We start from the raw sequence: 15,619 nt of genomic DNA, 5'->3' as shown, positions 1-15,619 counted from the left end.
AATGCAAACTAACTTCTCCCTTGCCCAGCTTGCTGATCCGCATGTCGCGGAATCGGAGAAGATCCTGCGCAAATGCGTGCATTGCGGCTTCTGCACCGCCACCTGCCCGACCTATGTGACGCTTGGCAACGAACTGGATTCGCCGCGCGGCCGCATCTATCTCATCAAGGACATGCTGGAGAATGGCCGCCCGGCCGACAAGGAGATCGTCACCCATATCGACCGCTGCCTGTCCTGCCTCGCCTGCATGACGACCTGCCCGTCGGGCGTCAATTACATGCACTTGGTCGACCATGCCCGCGCCCATATCGAGGAAACTTACAAGCGGCCGCTGCTCGACCGGCTCACCCGCGCCATGCTGGCCTTCGTGTTGCCCTATCCCGGGGGCTTTCGTGCCGCGCTGAAACTGGCGAGACTGGGCAAGCCGTTCATTGGTCTGTTCGAAAAGGTGCCGGCCCTGAAGCCGCTCAGCGCGATGCTGAAGCTGGCACCGGCCTCGATCCCGACGGTCTCGCCAATGGCCTCTCCCGGCGTCCATGCTGGCAAGGGGACGAAGAAAGGTCGCGTCGCCATCCTCACCGGCTGCGCCCAATCGGTGCTCGACCCCGCCATCAATGAGACGACGATTGCATTGCTGACCAGGCTTGGCGTCGAGGTCGTGGTGCCGCAGGGCGAAGCCTGCTGTGGCGCGCTGGTCCATCATATGGGCCGCGAGGCAGCAGCCCTTGCCTCGGCCCGGCAGAATGTCGATGCGTGGACGCGTGCCATCGACCAGGGCGGGCTCGATGCCATCGTCATCACCGCGTCCGGCTGCGGCACAACGATCAAGGACTACGGCTTCATGCTGCGCCTCGATCCGGCCTATGCCGACAAGGCCGCGCGGGTCTCGGCGCTGGCCAGGGACATTACCGAATATCTCGCAAGCCTCGACCTGCCCGAGCCGGTGCGCAAACCCGGCACCGTCGTCGCCTATCACTCCGCCTGCTCGATGCAGCACGGTCAGAAGATCATCCGCCAGCCGAAGGAATTGCTGTCCAAGGCAGGCTTCGTCGTGCGCGAACCGCGCGAGGGGCATCTGTGCTGCGGCTCCGCCGGCACCTACAACATCCTGCAGCCGGAGATTTCCGCAAGGTTGCGTGACCGCAAGGTGAAGAACATCGAGGCGACCGACGCCGAAATCGTCGCCACCGGCAACATCGGCTGCATCACCCAGATCGCTTCCGCCGCGAAGCTGCCGGTGGTGCACACGATCAAGCTGCTCGACTGGGCCTATGGTGGTCCGAAGCCGGAGGGCGTCTCCGAAGGAAACCTGGTCGCCGCCGAGTAAGCAGCTATTCCGCTGCCAGCCGGTCCACCACGCCATACGTCGCCTGGTAGCGCGCGCGCTGGCGGCTGAGCGCTACCATTGTGTTGCGCAGCAGGATCGCCACGGTGATCGGACCGACGCCGCCGGGCACCGGCGTGATCCAGGACGCGACTTCCTTCACGCTCTCGGTGTCGACGTCGCCGACGATGCGGCTCGTGCCGTCCGGGCCGATCTCGGAATTGATGCCGATGTCGATGACGGCCGCACCGGGCTTCACCATGTCGGCCTTGATCAGCCTGGGCTTGCCGACGGCGACGAACAGTGCGTCGGCGCGGCGCGCATGGGCGGCCACCGAGCGCGTCATGTGATGGCACACCGTCACCGTTGCGCCTTCGCTCATCAGCAGGAAGGCAATCGGCTTGCCGACGATCTCGGAATGGCCGACGACGACGACTTCGAGCCCCTTGAGGTCGAGGCCGGTTTCCTTCAACAGCTCGACCGAGGCCGCCGCCGTGCAGGGCGCGAGATCGAGCTGGTTGTAGACGATGTTGCCGATCGAGGCGGGATGCATGCCCTCGACGTCCTTCAGCGGATGCACCGCAGCCTGCAGCGTCTTGATCGGGATGTGGGCCGGCACCGGCCGCTGGATGATGATGCCGGTGACGCGCGGGTCGGCGTTCAGGCCATGGATCGCCGCCTCGAGTTCGCCGGCGCTGATGTCGGCGGGGAACCGCCGCTCCTCGAAACCGATCCCGGCAAGGGCGGCCTTGGCGCGCTGGTTGCGCACATAGACATCGACGGCAGCGGTATCGCCGACGGTGATCGACACCAGCTTGGGCGGAAAACCTTCGGCGGTGGCGATGGCGGCATCCTCGCGTACGGATGCCATGATGCGCTGGGCGACCGGACCGCCCCGGAGATAGCGGCTATCGTCTGGCGGAGACATGGCTGAACCTTTGCAGCGAGTTTGGCGCAGGGGAGTTTGGCCGTCCCTATAGCAGGGGAAATGCGGCAAGGCAGCGTGAAAGCGAACCGTCATCCCCCTGGCGCGACGTTCTGGCGCAGCCTGGCTCAGCTACCGCCGCAAAGAGAAAGGGCAGCGCGGTTTCCCAGGCTGCCCTTTTCTGACTGGCCGCATCCCCACACGGCCCGTCCCCCGTAAACTCTTCCCGATCCCTGAAGGTCTAGCCTTCTGAACCAGATGATTCGGTAGCCGACTATATCACGACCACGGTCGTTCCAACATTGACCCTCTCGTAAAGGTCAACCACGTCCTCGTTGCGCATGCGGATACAGCCGGAAGACACCGAGCCGCCGATGGTCCATGGCTGGTTGGTGCCGTGGATGCGGTATTCCGTCGTGCCGAGATAGAGCGCGCGGGCGCCAAGCGGGTTTTCCTCGCCGCCGGCCAGATAGGTCGGGAGGTAGCGGCCCTTGGCGGCCTCTCGCTTGATCATCTCCGCTGGCGGGCGCCAGTCCGGCCAGACGCGCTTGTTGGTGATCTTGTGCGTGCCAGACCATTCGAAGCCAGGCTTGCCGGTGCCGACGCCATAGCGCCGCGCCTTGCCGTTCTTCTCGACCAGGAACAGGAAGTTCTGCGTCGTATCGATGACGATCGTGCCCGGCTTCTGCGGGCCGTCATAGGCGACTTCCTGCGGCAGGTAGAGCGGATTGATCTGCGGCCGCATCACCACGCGCTTGGCCGGCGCCTGCACGGAAGCAGTGCGCACCCGATCGGGTCGCGCCGGCTGCGCATAGCGAAGGCGTGGCTGCTGCTGCACGAACTGGCGGCTCTGCCGCACGATGCCGGGCGCGCGGCCAAGCTGCAGCACCCAGGGCGCTGAAAGGTCGGGGCTCACCATAACCGGCGGCCTGTCGGCATAGCGGTCGTTGGCGGCAGACGAGGTGACGCCGGCGGCCAGAATGGCCACGGCGCCGAGCACGGAACGCAAAAAGATCTTCATCGGAACGCACCTTGATCGTCGAACGGACGGAGGCGGAACTTGCCCCCGGTTGCGCGATCCTTGGCGCGAAGCGGCAACCGAAACATGAATCGGAATGCGTAAAATGCCGCTTTGTCAGTAAACCTTTTGGAGTGGTTACCGCCGGGTTCAGGAATCTGGTAAAGCCGCGGTAAATGCAGCGCGAAAGCGCGTTAACGGATGGATTGGCCATGGCGCAAGACAACACCGGACTGCTTACCGGCTCCGACGGGATCACGCGCTGCTTCTGGCACGGCAATCTGCCGGACTATCTGCACTACCACGACCATGAATGGGGCCGGCCGGTCGCCGACGACTGCAGGCTGTTCGAAAAAATCTGCCTGGAAGGCTTTCAGTCCGGCCTGTCCTGGCTGACCATTCTGCGCAAGCGCGAGAATTTCCGCGAGGCCTTCGCCGGTTTCGACTTCGACAAGGTCGCCGCCTTCACCGACGAGGATGTCGAGCGCTTGGTCGCCAATGCCGGCATCATCCGTCACCGCGGCAAGATCGTCTCGACCATCAACAACGCCAAACGCGCACGCGAAATGGTCGACGAATTCGGCTCGCTGGCCGCCTGGTTCTGGAAGTTCGAGCCAGGCCCGGAGGAGCGGCCGGCAGTCGTGAACCTGGCGCATCTACGCGCCAACCCGACGACAGCGGTTTCGATCAGGATTTCGAAGGAGTTGAAAAAGCGCGGCTGGAGCTTTGTCGGACCGACGACGGTCTATGCCTTCATGCAAGCGATGGGCCTGGTCAATGACCATCTCGAAGGGTGCGTGTGCCGGGAGCAGGTGGAGAAGGAACGCAAGGCCTTTAAGAGGCCGAACTAGGGCGCTGTCCCCCGACCTCCCCCTTGTGGGCCCTTGTGGGGAGGTCGCGCCGAAGGCGCGGGTGGGGGTATCTTGGCGCCGCACCCCCACCCCGACGCTACGCGTCGACCCTCCCCACAAGGGGGAGGGTAAGGAACTCACGTCCCGCTGGCGCCCGTCAGAAAAAGCCCGGCGACAATCGCCGCCAGTGCCGCAAAGGCCGGATAAATCACCAGCAATCCAGTCATCAGCGCCTCGCGCACGGTGGAACCCTTGCGCTCGTCGGCAGTGACCTCAAACGGACCGGGGCTCGCCGTCACCTGCGCACGGCTCTCGGCCGGCCGCAGCCGGACTTCATGCAAGCCGCCGTCTCTGATATCGAATTTGCGTGCCGCAGTCATGGCCCCAACCCTTTGTTTCGGCGCGCTTATCGGCTCTGATTGTGTCGGCACGATGCCGCGCCGATGGCGGAATTGTTTCCTTTTGGTGCGTTTTGTTTCGAAGGAGAAGGAAAGAGCGCAAACCCTTGCCGCACCAAGCCGCTTCGGTTAGGACACGCCGACTCCAAATAAGTCATCGATTACTTAGCGAAAAGACCCATCCCATGGCCGACAAATCGGAAAAGACGAAAGCGCGGCTGCCGCGCGGCTTTGCCGACCGCAGCGCCGACGATATCCGCGCCGTCGAGAAGATGATGGCGACGATCCGTTCGGTCTATGAGCTCTACGGTTTCGAGCCGGCCGACCAGCCGCTGATCGAATACACCGATGCGCTCGGCAAGTTCCTGCCCGACCAGGACCGGCCTAATGAGGGCGTATTTTCTTTCCACGACGATGACGAGCAGTGGCTGTCGCTGCGCTACGATTTGACCGCGCCGACGGCGCGCTACGTCGCCGAAAATTTTGAAAAGCTGCCGAAGCCCTATCGCAGCTACCGCTCCGGCTGGGTGTTCCGCAATGAAAAGCCCGGCCCCGGCCGCTTCCGCCAGTTCATGCAGTTCGACGCCGACACGATCGGCACGCCGGGCGTCGCCGCCGACGCCGAGATGGCGATGATGATGGCCGACGTGATGGAAGCGCTCGGCATCAAACGCGGCGACTACGTCATCCGGGTCAACAACCGCAAGGTGCTGGATGGCGTGCTGGAGGCGATTGGCCTTGGCGGCGATGAGAATGCTGGCCGCCGGCTGACCGTGCTGCGCGCCATCGACAAGCTGGACAAGCTCGGGCCGGAAGGCGTGAAGCTTCTGCTTGGGCCGGGCCGATGGGATGGCGGCAAGGAAGGCGAGGGCGACTTCGCCAAGGGCGCTGGTTTGGACGACGGGCAAGCTGAAGCAGTTCTTCTCGCCACGGCAAGGAACGCACAGGTCGACCAGGTTTCCATAGTGAGCTCGAACTCTACTTACCAAGAAGGCGTCGGCGAGCTCGCGACGATTGAAGCCTTGGTCAGGGCGGCCGGATATGGCGAAGATCGCATCGCCATGGACCGCTCCGTCGTGCGCGGCCTCGAATACTACACCGGCCCGGTCTTCGAAGCCGAATTGCTCGCCGAAATCCCCAACGAAGACGGCCAGATCGTGCGCTTCGGTTCGGTCGGCGGTGGCNGCAAGCTGGACACCACCGATGTCATCGCGCCGGTCGTCGTGCTGGTCATGGACAAGGATACGGAAAGCCTTGGCCGCTACCAGAAGATGGTCGCAGAGCTACGCGCCGCCGGCATCCGCTCAGAGATGTATCTCGGCGGCGCCGGCATGAAGGCGCAGCTGAAATACGCCGACCGCCGCGGTAGCCCGGTCGCGATCATCCAGGGCGGCGATGAGCGCGCCAAGGGCGAGTTGCAGATCAAGGATCTGATCGAAGGCGCGCGCATGTCCGCTGAAATCGCCGACAACGCTGAATGGCGGGCTGCCCGCCCGGCGCAGGTGACGGTGGCGGAGGGAGAGCTGGTCGCCGAGGTGAGGAAGATTTTGGCGGTGCAGGCCGCTGACCGTGCGAAGGGTGGCGCTTGAACGCCCCCCTCTGGCCTGCCGGCCATCTCCCCCTCAAGGGGGGAGATTGGANCAAACGCCAGCGCGAGGCACCCCCCCCTGGCCTGCCGGCCATCTCCCCCTCAAGGGGGGAGATTGGATGTCGCGCATGGTTTCGCCAATCTCCGGCGTTGAAGAAGAGGCGCTGCGCTCCGAGCTGCCAATCTCCCCCCTTGAGGGGGAGATGGCCGGCAGGCCAGAGGGGGGTGCCTCGCGCCACGCATGACCTCCCGCTATCCCGCCATCGCATCCGAAATCACCAAACTCTTCGCCACCCGCAACACCCATGCGGTCGAGGTCGCGGTGCTGCAGCCGGCCGACCCATTCCTCGACATGGCCGGCGAGGATCTGCGCCGCCGCATCTTTCTCACCGAAAGCGAGACCGGCAAGACGCTGTGTCTGCGGCCCGAATTCACCATCCCCGTCTGCCTCGACCACATCGCCTCGCAGGCCGGCACGCCGCGCCGCTATTCCTATCTCGGCGAAGTGTTCCGCCAGCGCCGCGAGGGCGGCAACGAGTTCTTTCAGGCCGGCATCGAGGATCTCGGCGACCGCGATACGGCCGAGGCCGATGCGCGTTCGCTGGCCGATGCGCACGCGCTGCTGCAGCTGGTGCTGCCGGCGCAACCTCTTGCGATCACGCTTGGCGACCAGACCATCTTCGAGGCGGTGCTGGCGGCCCTCGGCCTGCCGCGCGGCTGGCGCATGCGACTTGCGCGCGCCTTCGGTTCGGCGCCGATGCTGCAGGCAGCGTTGTCCGATCTCGCCAACCCGCCACGCAACGGTCAGCTTGACGGCGAAGTCGCGGCCCTTGTCCTCGATGGCGATCTCGAAGCGCTTTCCGCCCACATTGCCGGCGGCATGGAAGAGGCCGGCCTGCTGGCATCCGGCGGACGCGCGCCCGCCGACATTGCCCGGCGGCTGATCGAAAAGGCCGAACTGCGCAGCGTGCGGTTGTCGAACGAAGCGTTTGCGGCGCTCAGGGATTTTCTCGCCATCGACGTGCCGCTCGACGGCTCGAGTGCTGCGCTCGAAAGTTTTGCGGCCTCTGCCGGGCTTTCGCTGGGCGCGGCGCTGGAAAAATTCGCCGCCCGCGCCAAAGCCATCGAGGCGCATGGCCTGCCTGCAAAGACGATCCGCTACGACGCTGCCTTCGGCCGTCCGCTGGATTACTACACCGGCATCGTCTTCGAGATCGCAGCACTTGGTGGCGAGCGGCCGCTGGCCGGCGGCGGTCGCTACGACCGGCTGCTGACCCTGCTCGGCGCCAAGACGCCGATCCCCGGCGTCGGCTTCTCCGTCTGGCTCGACCGCATCGAAGCGCTGCGGGGAGAGCCGCAATGATCACGCTGGCGATCCCATCGAAAGGCCGGCTCAAGGAGCAGGCCTTGGAGGTGCTGGCCAGGGCCGGGCTTGCCGTCAGTCTGCCCGGCGATGAGCGCCAGTACCGCGCCCGCATCGACGGCACGGAGGGCATCGAGGTGGCGTTCCTGTCGGCGTCCGAAATCGCCGGCGAGATTGGGCAAGGTTCGGTCGACCTCGGCATTACCGGCGAGGATCTGCTGCGCGAAAACCTCGCCGACTGGGAGGCGCGCGCCGAAATCGTCGCTCGCCTCGGCTTCGGCCATGCCGATGTCGTGGTCGCGGTGCCCGGCAACTGGCTCGACGTCGATACTATGGCCGATCTCGACGATGTCGCCGCCGATTTCCGCCAGCGCCACGGCAGGCGACTGAGGATCGCAACCAAATACTGGCGGCTCACGCAGCAGTTCTTCTCGCAAAAGCACGGCATCCAGGTCTACCGCATCGTCGAAAGCCTCGGGGCCACCGAAGGCGCACCGGCGGCAGGCCTCGCCGACGTCATCGTCGACATCACCACCACCGGCTCGACCCTGCGCGCCAACCATCTCAAGGTGCTGGCCGATGGGGTTGTGCTGAAGTCGCAGGCCTGCCTCGTGGCTGCCAGGAAAGATCGTGCTGCTGCGGATGAGGCGCTAGTGCGGGAAATAGCCGCGAAGATGAGCGCGCTCCCTCCCCCTTGAGGGGAGGGTGGACAGCCGCCAAAGGCGGATGGACGGGTGGGGTCGCTCCGGCAGTGCTCGACGCGAGACCACCCAAGCCGGGTCGACCGTGACCAAGGAAGTCGAGCACTTCGCCGAGGACCCCACCCGCCTCGCTTCGCGAGGCACCCTCCCCGCGAGGGGGAGGGGAACCGCCTCTACTTTCCACCATCCCATCAGGCTGATAGGCTCGCCATATCCCGGGAGGAAACGGCGATGGCGATCAATCTCGACGAGCTCAAGAACGCCACCAATCTGCGCGGGCGCGGCAGGGCGTTCATCGCTCCGCTCGACGGCCGGGCACATGTGTCGGGCGACCGTTCGGTGCCGCTGCTCGACAAGACGATCCCTCAGCTTTTCTCCGACACGGTCGGCAGATACGCCACGCAGGATGCTGCCGTCTTCGTCGGACAGGACAAGCGCTTCACCTGGAGCGAATTGTCGGACACGGTCGATACGCTCGCCGCCGGCTTCCTGGCGCTCGGCCTCGAAAAAGGCGACCGTGTCGGCATCTGGTCGCCCAACCGCTGGGAATGGCTGGTCACCCAATTCGCCACCGCTCGCATCGGCCTGATCCTGGTCAACATCAACCCGGCCTACCGGCTGACGGAGCTGGAATATGCCCTCAACAAGGTCGGCTGCAAGGCGCTGGTCACCGCCGCCAGTTTCAAGACCTCCGACTATCTCGGCATGATCGAGACGCTGGCGCCGGAGCTCGCCAAGGCCACCCCCGGCAAGCTCAAGGCGCAGAAATTGCCGACGCTGAAGATCGTCATTAGCATGGGCGACGACAACTCGCCCGGCATGTTCAATTTCGCCGATGTGCTGTCGATGGCCGGCCGCGACGAGCATGACAGCCTCGACCGCATCTCCGAAGGGCTGAAGCCGGGCGAGGCCATCAACATCCAGTTCACATCAGGCACGACGGGCGCGCCCAAGGGCGCGACGCTGACCCACACCAACATCGTCAACAATGGCAATTTCGTCACCGCTGCGATCAAGCTCACCGTCGACGACCGGCTCTGCATCCCGGTGCCGCTCTACCACTGCTTCGGCATGTCGATGGGCACGATGGGCTGCGTTACCAAGGGCGCGACCATGGTCTTCCCAGGCGAGGGCTTTGACGCCGGCGCCACACTGAAAGCGGTGGCGCAGGAACGCTGCACCGGCCTCTATGGCGTGCCCACAATGTTCGTCGCGATGCTCGACCATGCGGATTTCGCCAGCTTCGATCTCTCCAGCCTGCGCACCGGCATCATGGCGGGCTCACCATGCCCGATCGAGGTGATGAAGAAGGTGGTGTCGCTGATGCATATGGAGGAAGTGACCATAGCCTATGGCATGACGGAGACGAGTCCCGTCTCCTTCCAGAGCAGCGTCGACGACCCGCTGGAAAAACGCGTCTCCACTGTCGGCCGCATCCATCCGCATGTCGAGGTCAAGGCCATCGACGCCGAGGGCGCCACCGTCGCCGTCGGCGCGCCGGGCGAGCTGTGCACCCGCGGCTATTCCGTCATGAAAGGCTACTGGGACGACGCGGAAAAAACCCGCGAGGCGATCGACAGCGACGGCTGGATGCACACCGGCGATCTCGCCACCATCGACTCCGAGGGCTATTGCAACATCGTCGGCCGGGTCAAGGACATGGTTATCCGCGGCGGCGAAAACGTCTATCCCAGAGAGGTCGAGGAATTTCTCTATCGCCATCCCAAGGTCAAGGAGGTGCAGGTGTTCGGTATTCCCGACCCCAAATATGGCGAGGAGCTGTGCGCCTGGATCGTGCTGAAACCGGGCCAGATCGCCACCGAGCAGGAGATCAAGAATTTCTGCGCCGGCCAGATCGCCCACTACAAAATCCCCCGCTACATCCGCTTCCGCACCGAACTGCCGATGACGGTGACGGGAAAACCGCAGAAGTTTCTGATGCGCGAGGCGATGGTGGAGGAACTGGGGCTGGTGGTGCAGAAGACGGCTTGAGGGTTGAACGCCGGGGGACGGGATTGCCCGCTTCGAAACGACATTGGGGTGCTCGACAGGCTTCCGCAAGGTTCGCCGAACGCATTGGGGCTTGAATGACTGGTTTCGCACGATCAGCGACTTCCTATGCGATGCCTTTGGCCGCGCTGGCACTGGCCGTTGCGGTCAGAGCCAGCGGGCTATCGGTGGACGAAGGTTCGCCGAGCGTCAGGATTCTCGTCGGAGCGCTCTCGAGTGCGATCATGTTCATCACTATTTTCGTGGTGCTCGATCACGCCGAGGCGATGGCCCACCGTGTGGGGGAACCCTACGGCACATTGGTGCTGACTTTTGCCGTGACGGCAATCGAAGTGTCGATCATCGTTTCCATGATGCTGCATGGAGAGAACAACCCCACGCTTGCACGTGAATCGGTCTTCTCGACAGTGATGATTGCCTCCACCGGCGTTGTCGGAATGTGTCTCACGTTTGGCGGCTGGCGGCATCGCAAGCAGGCAATTGTCCGGCAAGGGACCAGCGCATATCTGGCGGTTCTGGCCGCACTGACCGTCATGACGCTTATCCTGCCGACCTACACGCGGACCACCGATCCCGGCACATTTTCGGCAGCTCAGCTTGGCCTGGTAAGCGTTCTTTCCGTGCTGCTCTATGCAAGCTTTGTGTTCGCGCAGACAGTCCGGCACCGGGACGATTTCATCGAAGGACTGGCACACGACCTTTCGGCGCGAACCGCCCCTCACAAAAGCATCTATTCCAGCGCTCTGCTCCTGGTAATCGGACTGATCGGAATTGTCATGCTCGCCGAGCAGGTCGCCGCAAGTGTTGAAGATGCGCTCGTTGCTTACCAGGTGACTCAGGCTGACAGCATTGTGGGGGCAATGATCGCGGGTCTGGTTTTGATGCCGGAAGCCATTTCGGCGGTTCGTGCTTCACTCAACAATGAGCTGCAGCGCGGCCTGAATGTCGCAATGGGTTCGGCTTGCGCCACGATTGGCTTGACGATACCTGCGGTCGCAGCAGCCAGCCTGCTTACGGGACGAGGCTTAACCCTGGGGCTCCCGGAAGCTGACGCAGTACTTTTGGTTTTAGCGCTTTTCATATGCGGCGTAAGCTTTAGCAACGAAAGGACGACCTTCCTGACCGGAATCGTCCATGCCGTTGTGTTTTTTACGTATGTATTTCTGGTATTTATCCCTTGAGGCTTTGGTGCGATCTGGCGACCAGCCACCAAGGCGGGTATTCTCGAACGCGCCTGATTTGAGCTTTTTTTCGGGGTTCCCAAGGCGACATCCAAGACCCAAACGACTCACACCCCCATCACCACCCCACCCAGCCCGCGAATGATCTTCGCCAACTCGACGCACTCATCATGCCGCACCTTATTGCGGCGCCAGGCCAGGCAGATCGTGCGTTGCGGCATTGGCTCCTGGAACGGCACGATCTTGAGGTCCGGCATGGCGCTGGCCGGCTTCGCCGCCATTTCCGGGATAAGCGTGACGCCGAGACCATGCGCCACCATCTGCAGCAGCGTCGTCAGGCTGGTGGCGCCGTAGCTTGCCATCGCTACGGGACGCACGCTGCCGCAGAGCGCGAGCGCCTGTTCGCGCAAGCAGTGGCCTTCCTCCAAAAGCATCAACCGCTCCAGCGCCGGGCTTTCCGGCGGCACCGGTGGCGAGGCGAAGGCTGGATCTCCGGATGGCACGGCGAGGAAGAAGCGGTCGGCGAACAGTTCCTCGGTGACCAGGCCCGGCTGCTCGAGCGGCAGCGCGGCGATGAAGGCGTCGAGCCGTCCGGTTGCCGTGTCCTCGACTAGCGATGCGGTGACTGCTTCGCGCAGTTCGAGCTGCAGGGACGGAAAATGCCGTTTCAGTTCCGGCAATACATGCGGCAGCAGATAGGGTGCCACGGTCGGGATGATGCCCAGCCGGAAGCGGCCTTCCATCGCCGGGCGGCCGCGCCGGGCCGTCGTCTCGACATCACTGATGTCGCGCAGGATGCGCTCGATGCGTGGCAGCAGCGCTTGCGCCTCTTCCGTCATCCGCACCGTCTTGCCGCCGCGCTCGAACAGCCGGCAGTTCAGCCTTTGCTCCATCTCGGCGATCTGCGCGGACAGCGCCGGCTGGCTGACGCCGGCAAGTTTTGCGGCGCGGCCGAAATGCAGCGTTTGCGCCAAAGCCTCGAAATATTGCATCTGCCGCACGGTCAAGCCAATCATAAGGAAAACCTATCGCAACAAACAGGAAAGGCAATTTGTTTTTATCGAAGAGACGGCTTAGTCTGGAACCATTCCAGAGTGGCGCGGCTCCCGGCCGGCCCGGAAAAAACAACACATAAATCAGCAATTCGGAGGCCAAGATGGACGCGATGACCGACGACAACAGCGCCGGCAAATGCCCGGTCGCGCATGGAACCTCCGCCAGGACCAACCGCGACTGGTGGCCGAACCAGCTCGACATCGGCGTTCTCCACCAGCAGTCGAGCCTTTCGGACCCGATGGGCGAAGCTTTCGACTACGCCGCGGAGTTCAAGACGCTCGACCTCGACGCGGTGATCGAGGATTTGCACAAGGTGATGACGGATTCGCAGGATTGGTGGCCGGCCGATTTCGGCCATTACGGGCCGCTGTTCATCCGCATGGCCTGGCACAGCGCCGGCACCTATCGCATCGGCGACGGCCGGGGTGGCGCCGGTGCGGGCCAGCAGCGTTTCGCGCCGCTGAACAGCTGGCCGGACAACGCCAATCTCGACAAGGCGCGCCGGCTTTTGTGGCCGGTCAAGCAGAAATACGGCCGCAAGATCTCCTGGGCCGACCTGTTGATTCTCACCGGCAACGTCGCGCTGGAATCGATGGGCTTCAAGACCTTTGGCTTCGCCGGTGGCCGCGCCGATGTCTGGGAGCCCGAGCAGGATGTCGACTGGGGTTCGGAAACCAAGTGGCTCGACGACAAGCGCTATTCCGGCGACCGTGAGTTGCACGGCCATCTCGGCGCGGTGCAGATGGGCCTGATCTACGTCAACCCGGAAGGGCCGAACGGCAAGCCGGATCCGCTGGCCTCGGCCCGCGACATCCGCGAGACCTTCGCGCGCATGGCAATGAACGATGAGGAAACCGTGGCGCTGATCGCCGGCGGCCACACATTCGGCAAGACCCATGGCGCCGGTGATGCAACACTGGTCGGCGCCGAGCCGGAAGGCGCGGGCATCGAGGCGCAGGGCCTCGGCTGGTCGAGCAAGCATGCCACCGGCATTGCCGGCGATGCGATCACGTCCGGCCTCGAAGTTACCTGGACGACGACGCCGACCCAATGGAGCAATAATTTCTTCGATAATCTGTTCAACTTCGAATGGGAGCTGACCAAGAGCCCGGCCGGGGCCCATCAGTGGACGCCGAAGGGCGGCTCTGGCGCGGTTACGGTGCCGGACGCGCACAATCCCTCGAAGCGTCATGCGCCGGCAATGCTGACCACCGACCTCGCGCTGCGGGCCGACCCGGCCTATGAGAAGATCTCGCGCCGCTTCCATGAGCATCCGGAGCAGTTCGCCGATGCCTTCGCCCGTGCCTGGTACAAGCTCACCCATCGCGACATGGGGCCGGTCGCGCGCTATCTCGGCCCGTTGGTGCCGAAGGAAGAGCTGATCTGGCAGGATCCGGTTCCGGCCGTCGACCATGAGCTGGTCAGCGACCAGGATATCGCATTGCTGAAGGCCAAGATCCTGGCTTCGGGCCTCAGCGTTTCGCAATTGGTCTCGACCGCCTGGGCCTCGGCCTCGACCTTCCGCAACTCCGACAAGCGCGGCGGCGCCAATGGCGCGCGCATTCGCCTGGCGCCGCAGAAGGACTGGGAGGTCAACCAGCCTGTCGAACTGGCTAGCGTGCTGGCGAAGCTCGAAGCCATCCAGAACGAGTTCAACGCAAGCGGCAAGAAGGTCTCGCTGGCCGACCTCATCGTGCTCGGCGGCGTCGCCGCGGTCGAGAAAGCCGCAACGGATGGCGGCAATGCGGTGAAGGTTCCCTTCACGCCCGGCCGCACCGACGCCTCGCAGGCGCAGACCGACGTCCATTCCTTTGCGGCGCTCGAGCCGAAAATTGACGGCTTCCGCAACTTTGTCAGGGGCAAACCGCCGATGTCGGTCGAAGCCATGCTGGTCGACCGGGCGCAACTGCTCAACCTGACGGCGCCGGAGATGACGGTGCTGGTTGGTGGCCTGCGCGTGCTCGGCGCCAACACCGGCGGCTCGAAGCATGGTGTGTTGACCGACAGGCCGGGCACGCTGACGAACGACTTCTTCGTCAACCTGCTCTCGATGAGCACCATCTGGGATCCGGCCTCCGAGCCGGGCTCGCATGAGGTCTATGAAGCACGCGACCGCAAGACCAGGGCAGTCAGGTGGACCGCCACACGCGCCGACCTGATCTTCGGCTCGCATGCGCAGCTGCGCGCGCTGGCCGAGGTCTACGGGTCGGCGGATGCCGGGCAGAAATTCGTTGGCGATTTCGTCAAGGCGTGGACCAAGGTGATGAACGCCGACCGTTTCGACATCGCTGCCTGATACAACCTCCCAAACGAAGGGCGCGGGCCGAGGCCCGCGCCCTTCGTTTTCGCAGGCTTCGAAATCAGTCCTTTTCGAAGATGCGTGCCTTGGCGACGACGCCAGCGATTGCGCCGCCGATCAGCGGCGCAACGATGAACAGCCAGAGCTGGCTGAGGGCTGCGCCGCCGGTAAACAGCGCCGGGCCGATCGAACGCGCCGGATTGAGCGAGGTGCCGGTCACCGGGATCATTGCGAAGTGCAGTCCGGCCAGCGTCAGGCCGATGACCAGGCCGGCGAACGCCGTCGAGTGCTTCTCGGCGGTGACGCCGAGGATGACGGTGACGAAGGTGAAGGTGCCGATCAGCTCCCACAGGAAGGCCGAACTCGTCCCCCATTTCGCCACGTCCCAGCCATTGGCGCCGAAACCGGTGGTGTGCCCGCCGGTCTGGCCGGAGACGATGATCCACAGCGCCAGCGAGGCCAGAATGGCGCCGATGATCTGCGCGATCCAGTAAGGAATGACATCCTTGGCCGGCAGCCGGCCGGCAAGGAAGACGCCGAGCGTGACGGCTGGGTTGAGATGTGCGCCTGAGATGGGACCCACCGCGTAAGCCGCCGCAATCAGGCCGATGCCGAACGCCAGGCCGATGGCTTCCTGGCCCAGCGGCAAGTCGGCGAGAAAGCCACCCGTCGCCACCGACGCCGTGCCGATAAACACCAATAGAAATGTCCCTAGAACTTCCGCAAGATACGTTTTCATTGCCCTCTCCTCGTATCGATCCGTCGGTCCGCTTTTCCGCGCCGCGAATCATGGCGCAAAGAGTATTCCCAACGCAAAAGCTTGGAAAGCTGAGCAATTGCGCCACAGATCGTGCTTACGGCGGCCAGTTACCAACATTAGAGACCTTGCATATATTTGAGATTTG

13 protein-coding genes are annotated in these 15,619 nt (G+C 64.0%); 8 read left to right on the top strand and 5 right to left on the bottom strand.

What is annotated here, in order from left to right; all coding sequences use genetic code 11:
- Position 1 precedes the first annotated feature (1 nt).
- Positions 2 to 1,327, top strand: a complete 1,326-nt coding sequence (gene glcF, locus X733_RS152515; RefSeq protein ID WP_023818651.1) for a glycolate oxidase subunit GlcF — start codon at positions 2 to 4, stop codon at positions 1,325 to 1,327.
- 4 nt (positions 1,328 to 1,331) lie between these two features.
- On the opposite strand, the gene X733_RS152520 is transcribed toward glcF, so the two are convergent.
- Together X733_RS152520 and X733_RS152525 are read right to left on the bottom strand one after the other, a co-directional pair.
- Positions 1,332 to 2,252, bottom strand: a complete 921-nt coding sequence (locus tag X733_RS152520) for a bifunctional 5,10-methylenetetrahydrofolate dehydrogenase/5,10-methenyltetrahydrofolate cyclohydrolase (protein ID WP_023670547.1) — start codon at positions 2,250 to 2,252, stop codon at positions 1,332 to 1,334.
- Positions 2,253 to 2,523: 271 nt separating this feature from the next.
- Positions 2,524 to 3,270 carry a L,D-transpeptidase gene (locus X733_RS152525; RefSeq protein ID WP_023750650.1) on the bottom strand — a complete coding sequence of 249 codons (747 nt, stop codon included), beginning with the start codon at positions 3,268 to 3,270 and terminating at the stop codon, positions 2,524 to 2,526.
- 209 nt (positions 3,271 to 3,479) lie between these two features.
- Between X733_RS152525 and X733_RS152530 the strand changes: the two genes are divergently transcribed.
- Positions 3,480 to 4,118: a DNA-3-methyladenine glycosylase I gene (locus X733_RS152530; protein WP_023818650.1), complete on the top strand. Its 639-nt coding sequence runs from the start codon at positions 3,480 to 3,482 to the stop codon at positions 4,116 to 4,118.
- Between the two features lie 137 nt (positions 4,119 to 4,255).
- Here the strand turns inward: X733_RS152530 and X733_RS152535 are convergent, their stop codons facing one another.
- A complete protein-coding gene (locus X733_RS152535; RefSeq protein ID WP_023818649.1) occupies positions 4,256 to 4,498 on the bottom strand; it encodes a hypothetical protein in 243 nt (80 codons plus the stop codon).
- Positions 4,499 to 4,701: 203 nt separating this feature from the next.
- Between X733_RS152535 and X733_RS152540 the strand changes: the two genes are divergently transcribed.
- The 5 genes from X733_RS152540 to X733_RS152560 all read left to right on the top strand — a co-directional run bounded on the left by X733_RS152540 (position 4,702) and on the right by X733_RS152560 (position 11,359).
- Positions 4,702 to 6,105, top strand: a complete 1,404-nt coding sequence (locus X733_RS152540) for a HisS family protein (protein WP_023818648.1) — start codon at positions 4,702 to 4,704, stop codon at positions 6,103 to 6,105.
- A 240-nt stretch (positions 6,106 to 6,345) separates the two neighbouring features.
- On the top strand, positions 6,346 to 7,467 hold the full coding sequence (locus X733_RS152545; RefSeq protein WP_023818647.1) for an ATP phosphoribosyltransferase regulatory subunit: 1,122 nt from the start codon (positions 6,346 to 6,348) through the stop codon (positions 7,465 to 7,467).
- Positions 7,464 to 8,165 carry an ATP phosphoribosyltransferase gene (gene hisG / locus X733_RS152550; protein WP_023818646.1) on the top strand — a complete coding sequence of 234 codons (702 nt, stop codon included), beginning with the start codon at positions 7,464 to 7,466 and terminating at the stop codon, positions 8,163 to 8,165. Before X733_RS152545 ends, hisG begins: the two co-directional genes overlap by 4 nt.
- Positions 8,166 to 8,399: 234 nt before the next feature.
- Positions 8,400 to 10,160 (top strand): AMP-binding protein, encoded by a 1,761-nt coding sequence (locus X733_RS152555; protein ID WP_023818645.1) that lies wholly within the window; start codon positions 8,400 to 8,402, stop codon positions 10,158 to 10,160.
- 95 nt (positions 10,161 to 10,255) lie between these two features.
- On the top strand, positions 10,256 to 11,359 hold the full coding sequence (locus X733_RS152560; RefSeq protein ID WP_023818644.1) for a calcium:proton antiporter: 1,104 nt from the start codon (positions 10,256 to 10,258) through the stop codon (positions 11,357 to 11,359).
- Positions 11,360 to 11,466: 107 nt separating this feature from the next.
- Here X733_RS152560 and X733_RS152565 read toward each other — a convergent pair whose 3' ends face one another.
- Positions 11,467 to 12,375, bottom strand: a complete 909-nt coding sequence (locus tag X733_RS152565; protein WP_023818643.1) for a hydrogen peroxide-inducible genes activator — start codon at positions 12,373 to 12,375, stop codon at positions 11,467 to 11,469.
- Between the two features lie 140 nt (positions 12,376 to 12,515).
- On the opposite strand from X733_RS152565, the gene katG reads away from it, so the two are divergent.
- Positions 12,516 to 14,711 carry a catalase/peroxidase HPI gene (katG, locus tag X733_RS152570; protein WP_023681823.1) on the top strand — a complete coding sequence of 732 codons (2,196 nt, stop codon included), beginning with the start codon at positions 12,516 to 12,518 and terminating at the stop codon, positions 14,709 to 14,711.
- Between the two features lie 64 nt (positions 14,712 to 14,775).
- Here the strand turns inward: katG and X733_RS152575 are convergent, their stop codons facing one another.
- Positions 14,776 to 15,453: an MIP family channel protein gene (locus tag X733_RS152575; RefSeq protein WP_023681822.1), complete on the bottom strand. Its 678-nt coding sequence runs from the start codon at positions 15,451 to 15,453 to the stop codon at positions 14,776 to 14,778.
- Positions 15,454 to 15,619 lie beyond the last annotated feature (166 nt).

The sequence above is a fragment of the Mesorhizobium sp. L2C066B000 genome (assembly GCF_000502335.1).
GTDB lineage: Bacteria > Pseudomonadota > Alphaproteobacteria > Rhizobiales > Rhizobiaceae > Mesorhizobium.
The sequence above is the reverse complement of the archived record's forward strand: the minus strand, read 5'-3'. Positions and strand labels throughout refer to the sequence as shown.

Coding starts and splice junctions, on each gene's coding strand:
- X733_RS152575 (WP_023681822.1), bottom strand. CDS start 15,453: ATGAAAACGTATCTTGCGGAAGTTCTAGGGACATTTCTATTGGTGTTT.
- katG (WP_023681823.1), top strand. CDS start 12,516: ATGGACGCGATGACCGACGACAACAGCGCCGGCAAATGCCCGGTCGCG.
- X733_RS152560 (WP_023818644.1), top strand. CDS start 10,256: ATGACTGGTTTCGCACGATCAGCGACTTCCTATGCGATGCCTTTGGCC.
- X733_RS152525 (WP_023750650.1), bottom strand. CDS start 3,270: ATGAAGATCTTTTTGCGTTCCGTGCTCGGCGCCGTGGCCATTCTGGCC.
- X733_RS152545 (WP_023818647.1), top strand. CDS start 6,346: ATGACCTCCCGCTATCCCGCCATCGCATCCGAAATCACCAAACTCTTC.
- X733_RS152565 (WP_023818643.1), bottom strand. CDS start 12,375: ATGATTGGCTTGACCGTGCGGCAGATGCAATATTTCGAGGCTTTGGCG.
- glcF (WP_023818651.1), top strand. CDS start 2: ATGCAAACTAACTTCTCCCTTGCCCAGCTTGCTGATCCGCATGTCGCG.
- hisG (WP_023818646.1), top strand. CDS start 7,464: ATGATCACGCTGGCGATCCCATCGAAAGGCCGGCTCAAGGAGCAGGCC.
- X733_RS152555 (WP_023818645.1), top strand. CDS start 8,400: ATGGCGATCAATCTCGACGAGCTCAAGAACGCCACCAATCTGCGCGGG.
- X733_RS152520 (WP_023670547.1), bottom strand. CDS start 2,252: ATGTCTCCGCCAGACGATAGCCGCTATCTCCGGGGCGGTCCGGTCGCC.
- X733_RS152535 (WP_023818649.1), bottom strand. CDS start 4,498: ATGACTGCGGCACGCAAATTCGATATCAGAGACGGCGGCTTGCATGAA.
- X733_RS152530 (WP_023818650.1), top strand. CDS start 3,480: ATGGCGCAAGACAACACCGGACTGCTTACCGGCTCCGACGGGATCACG.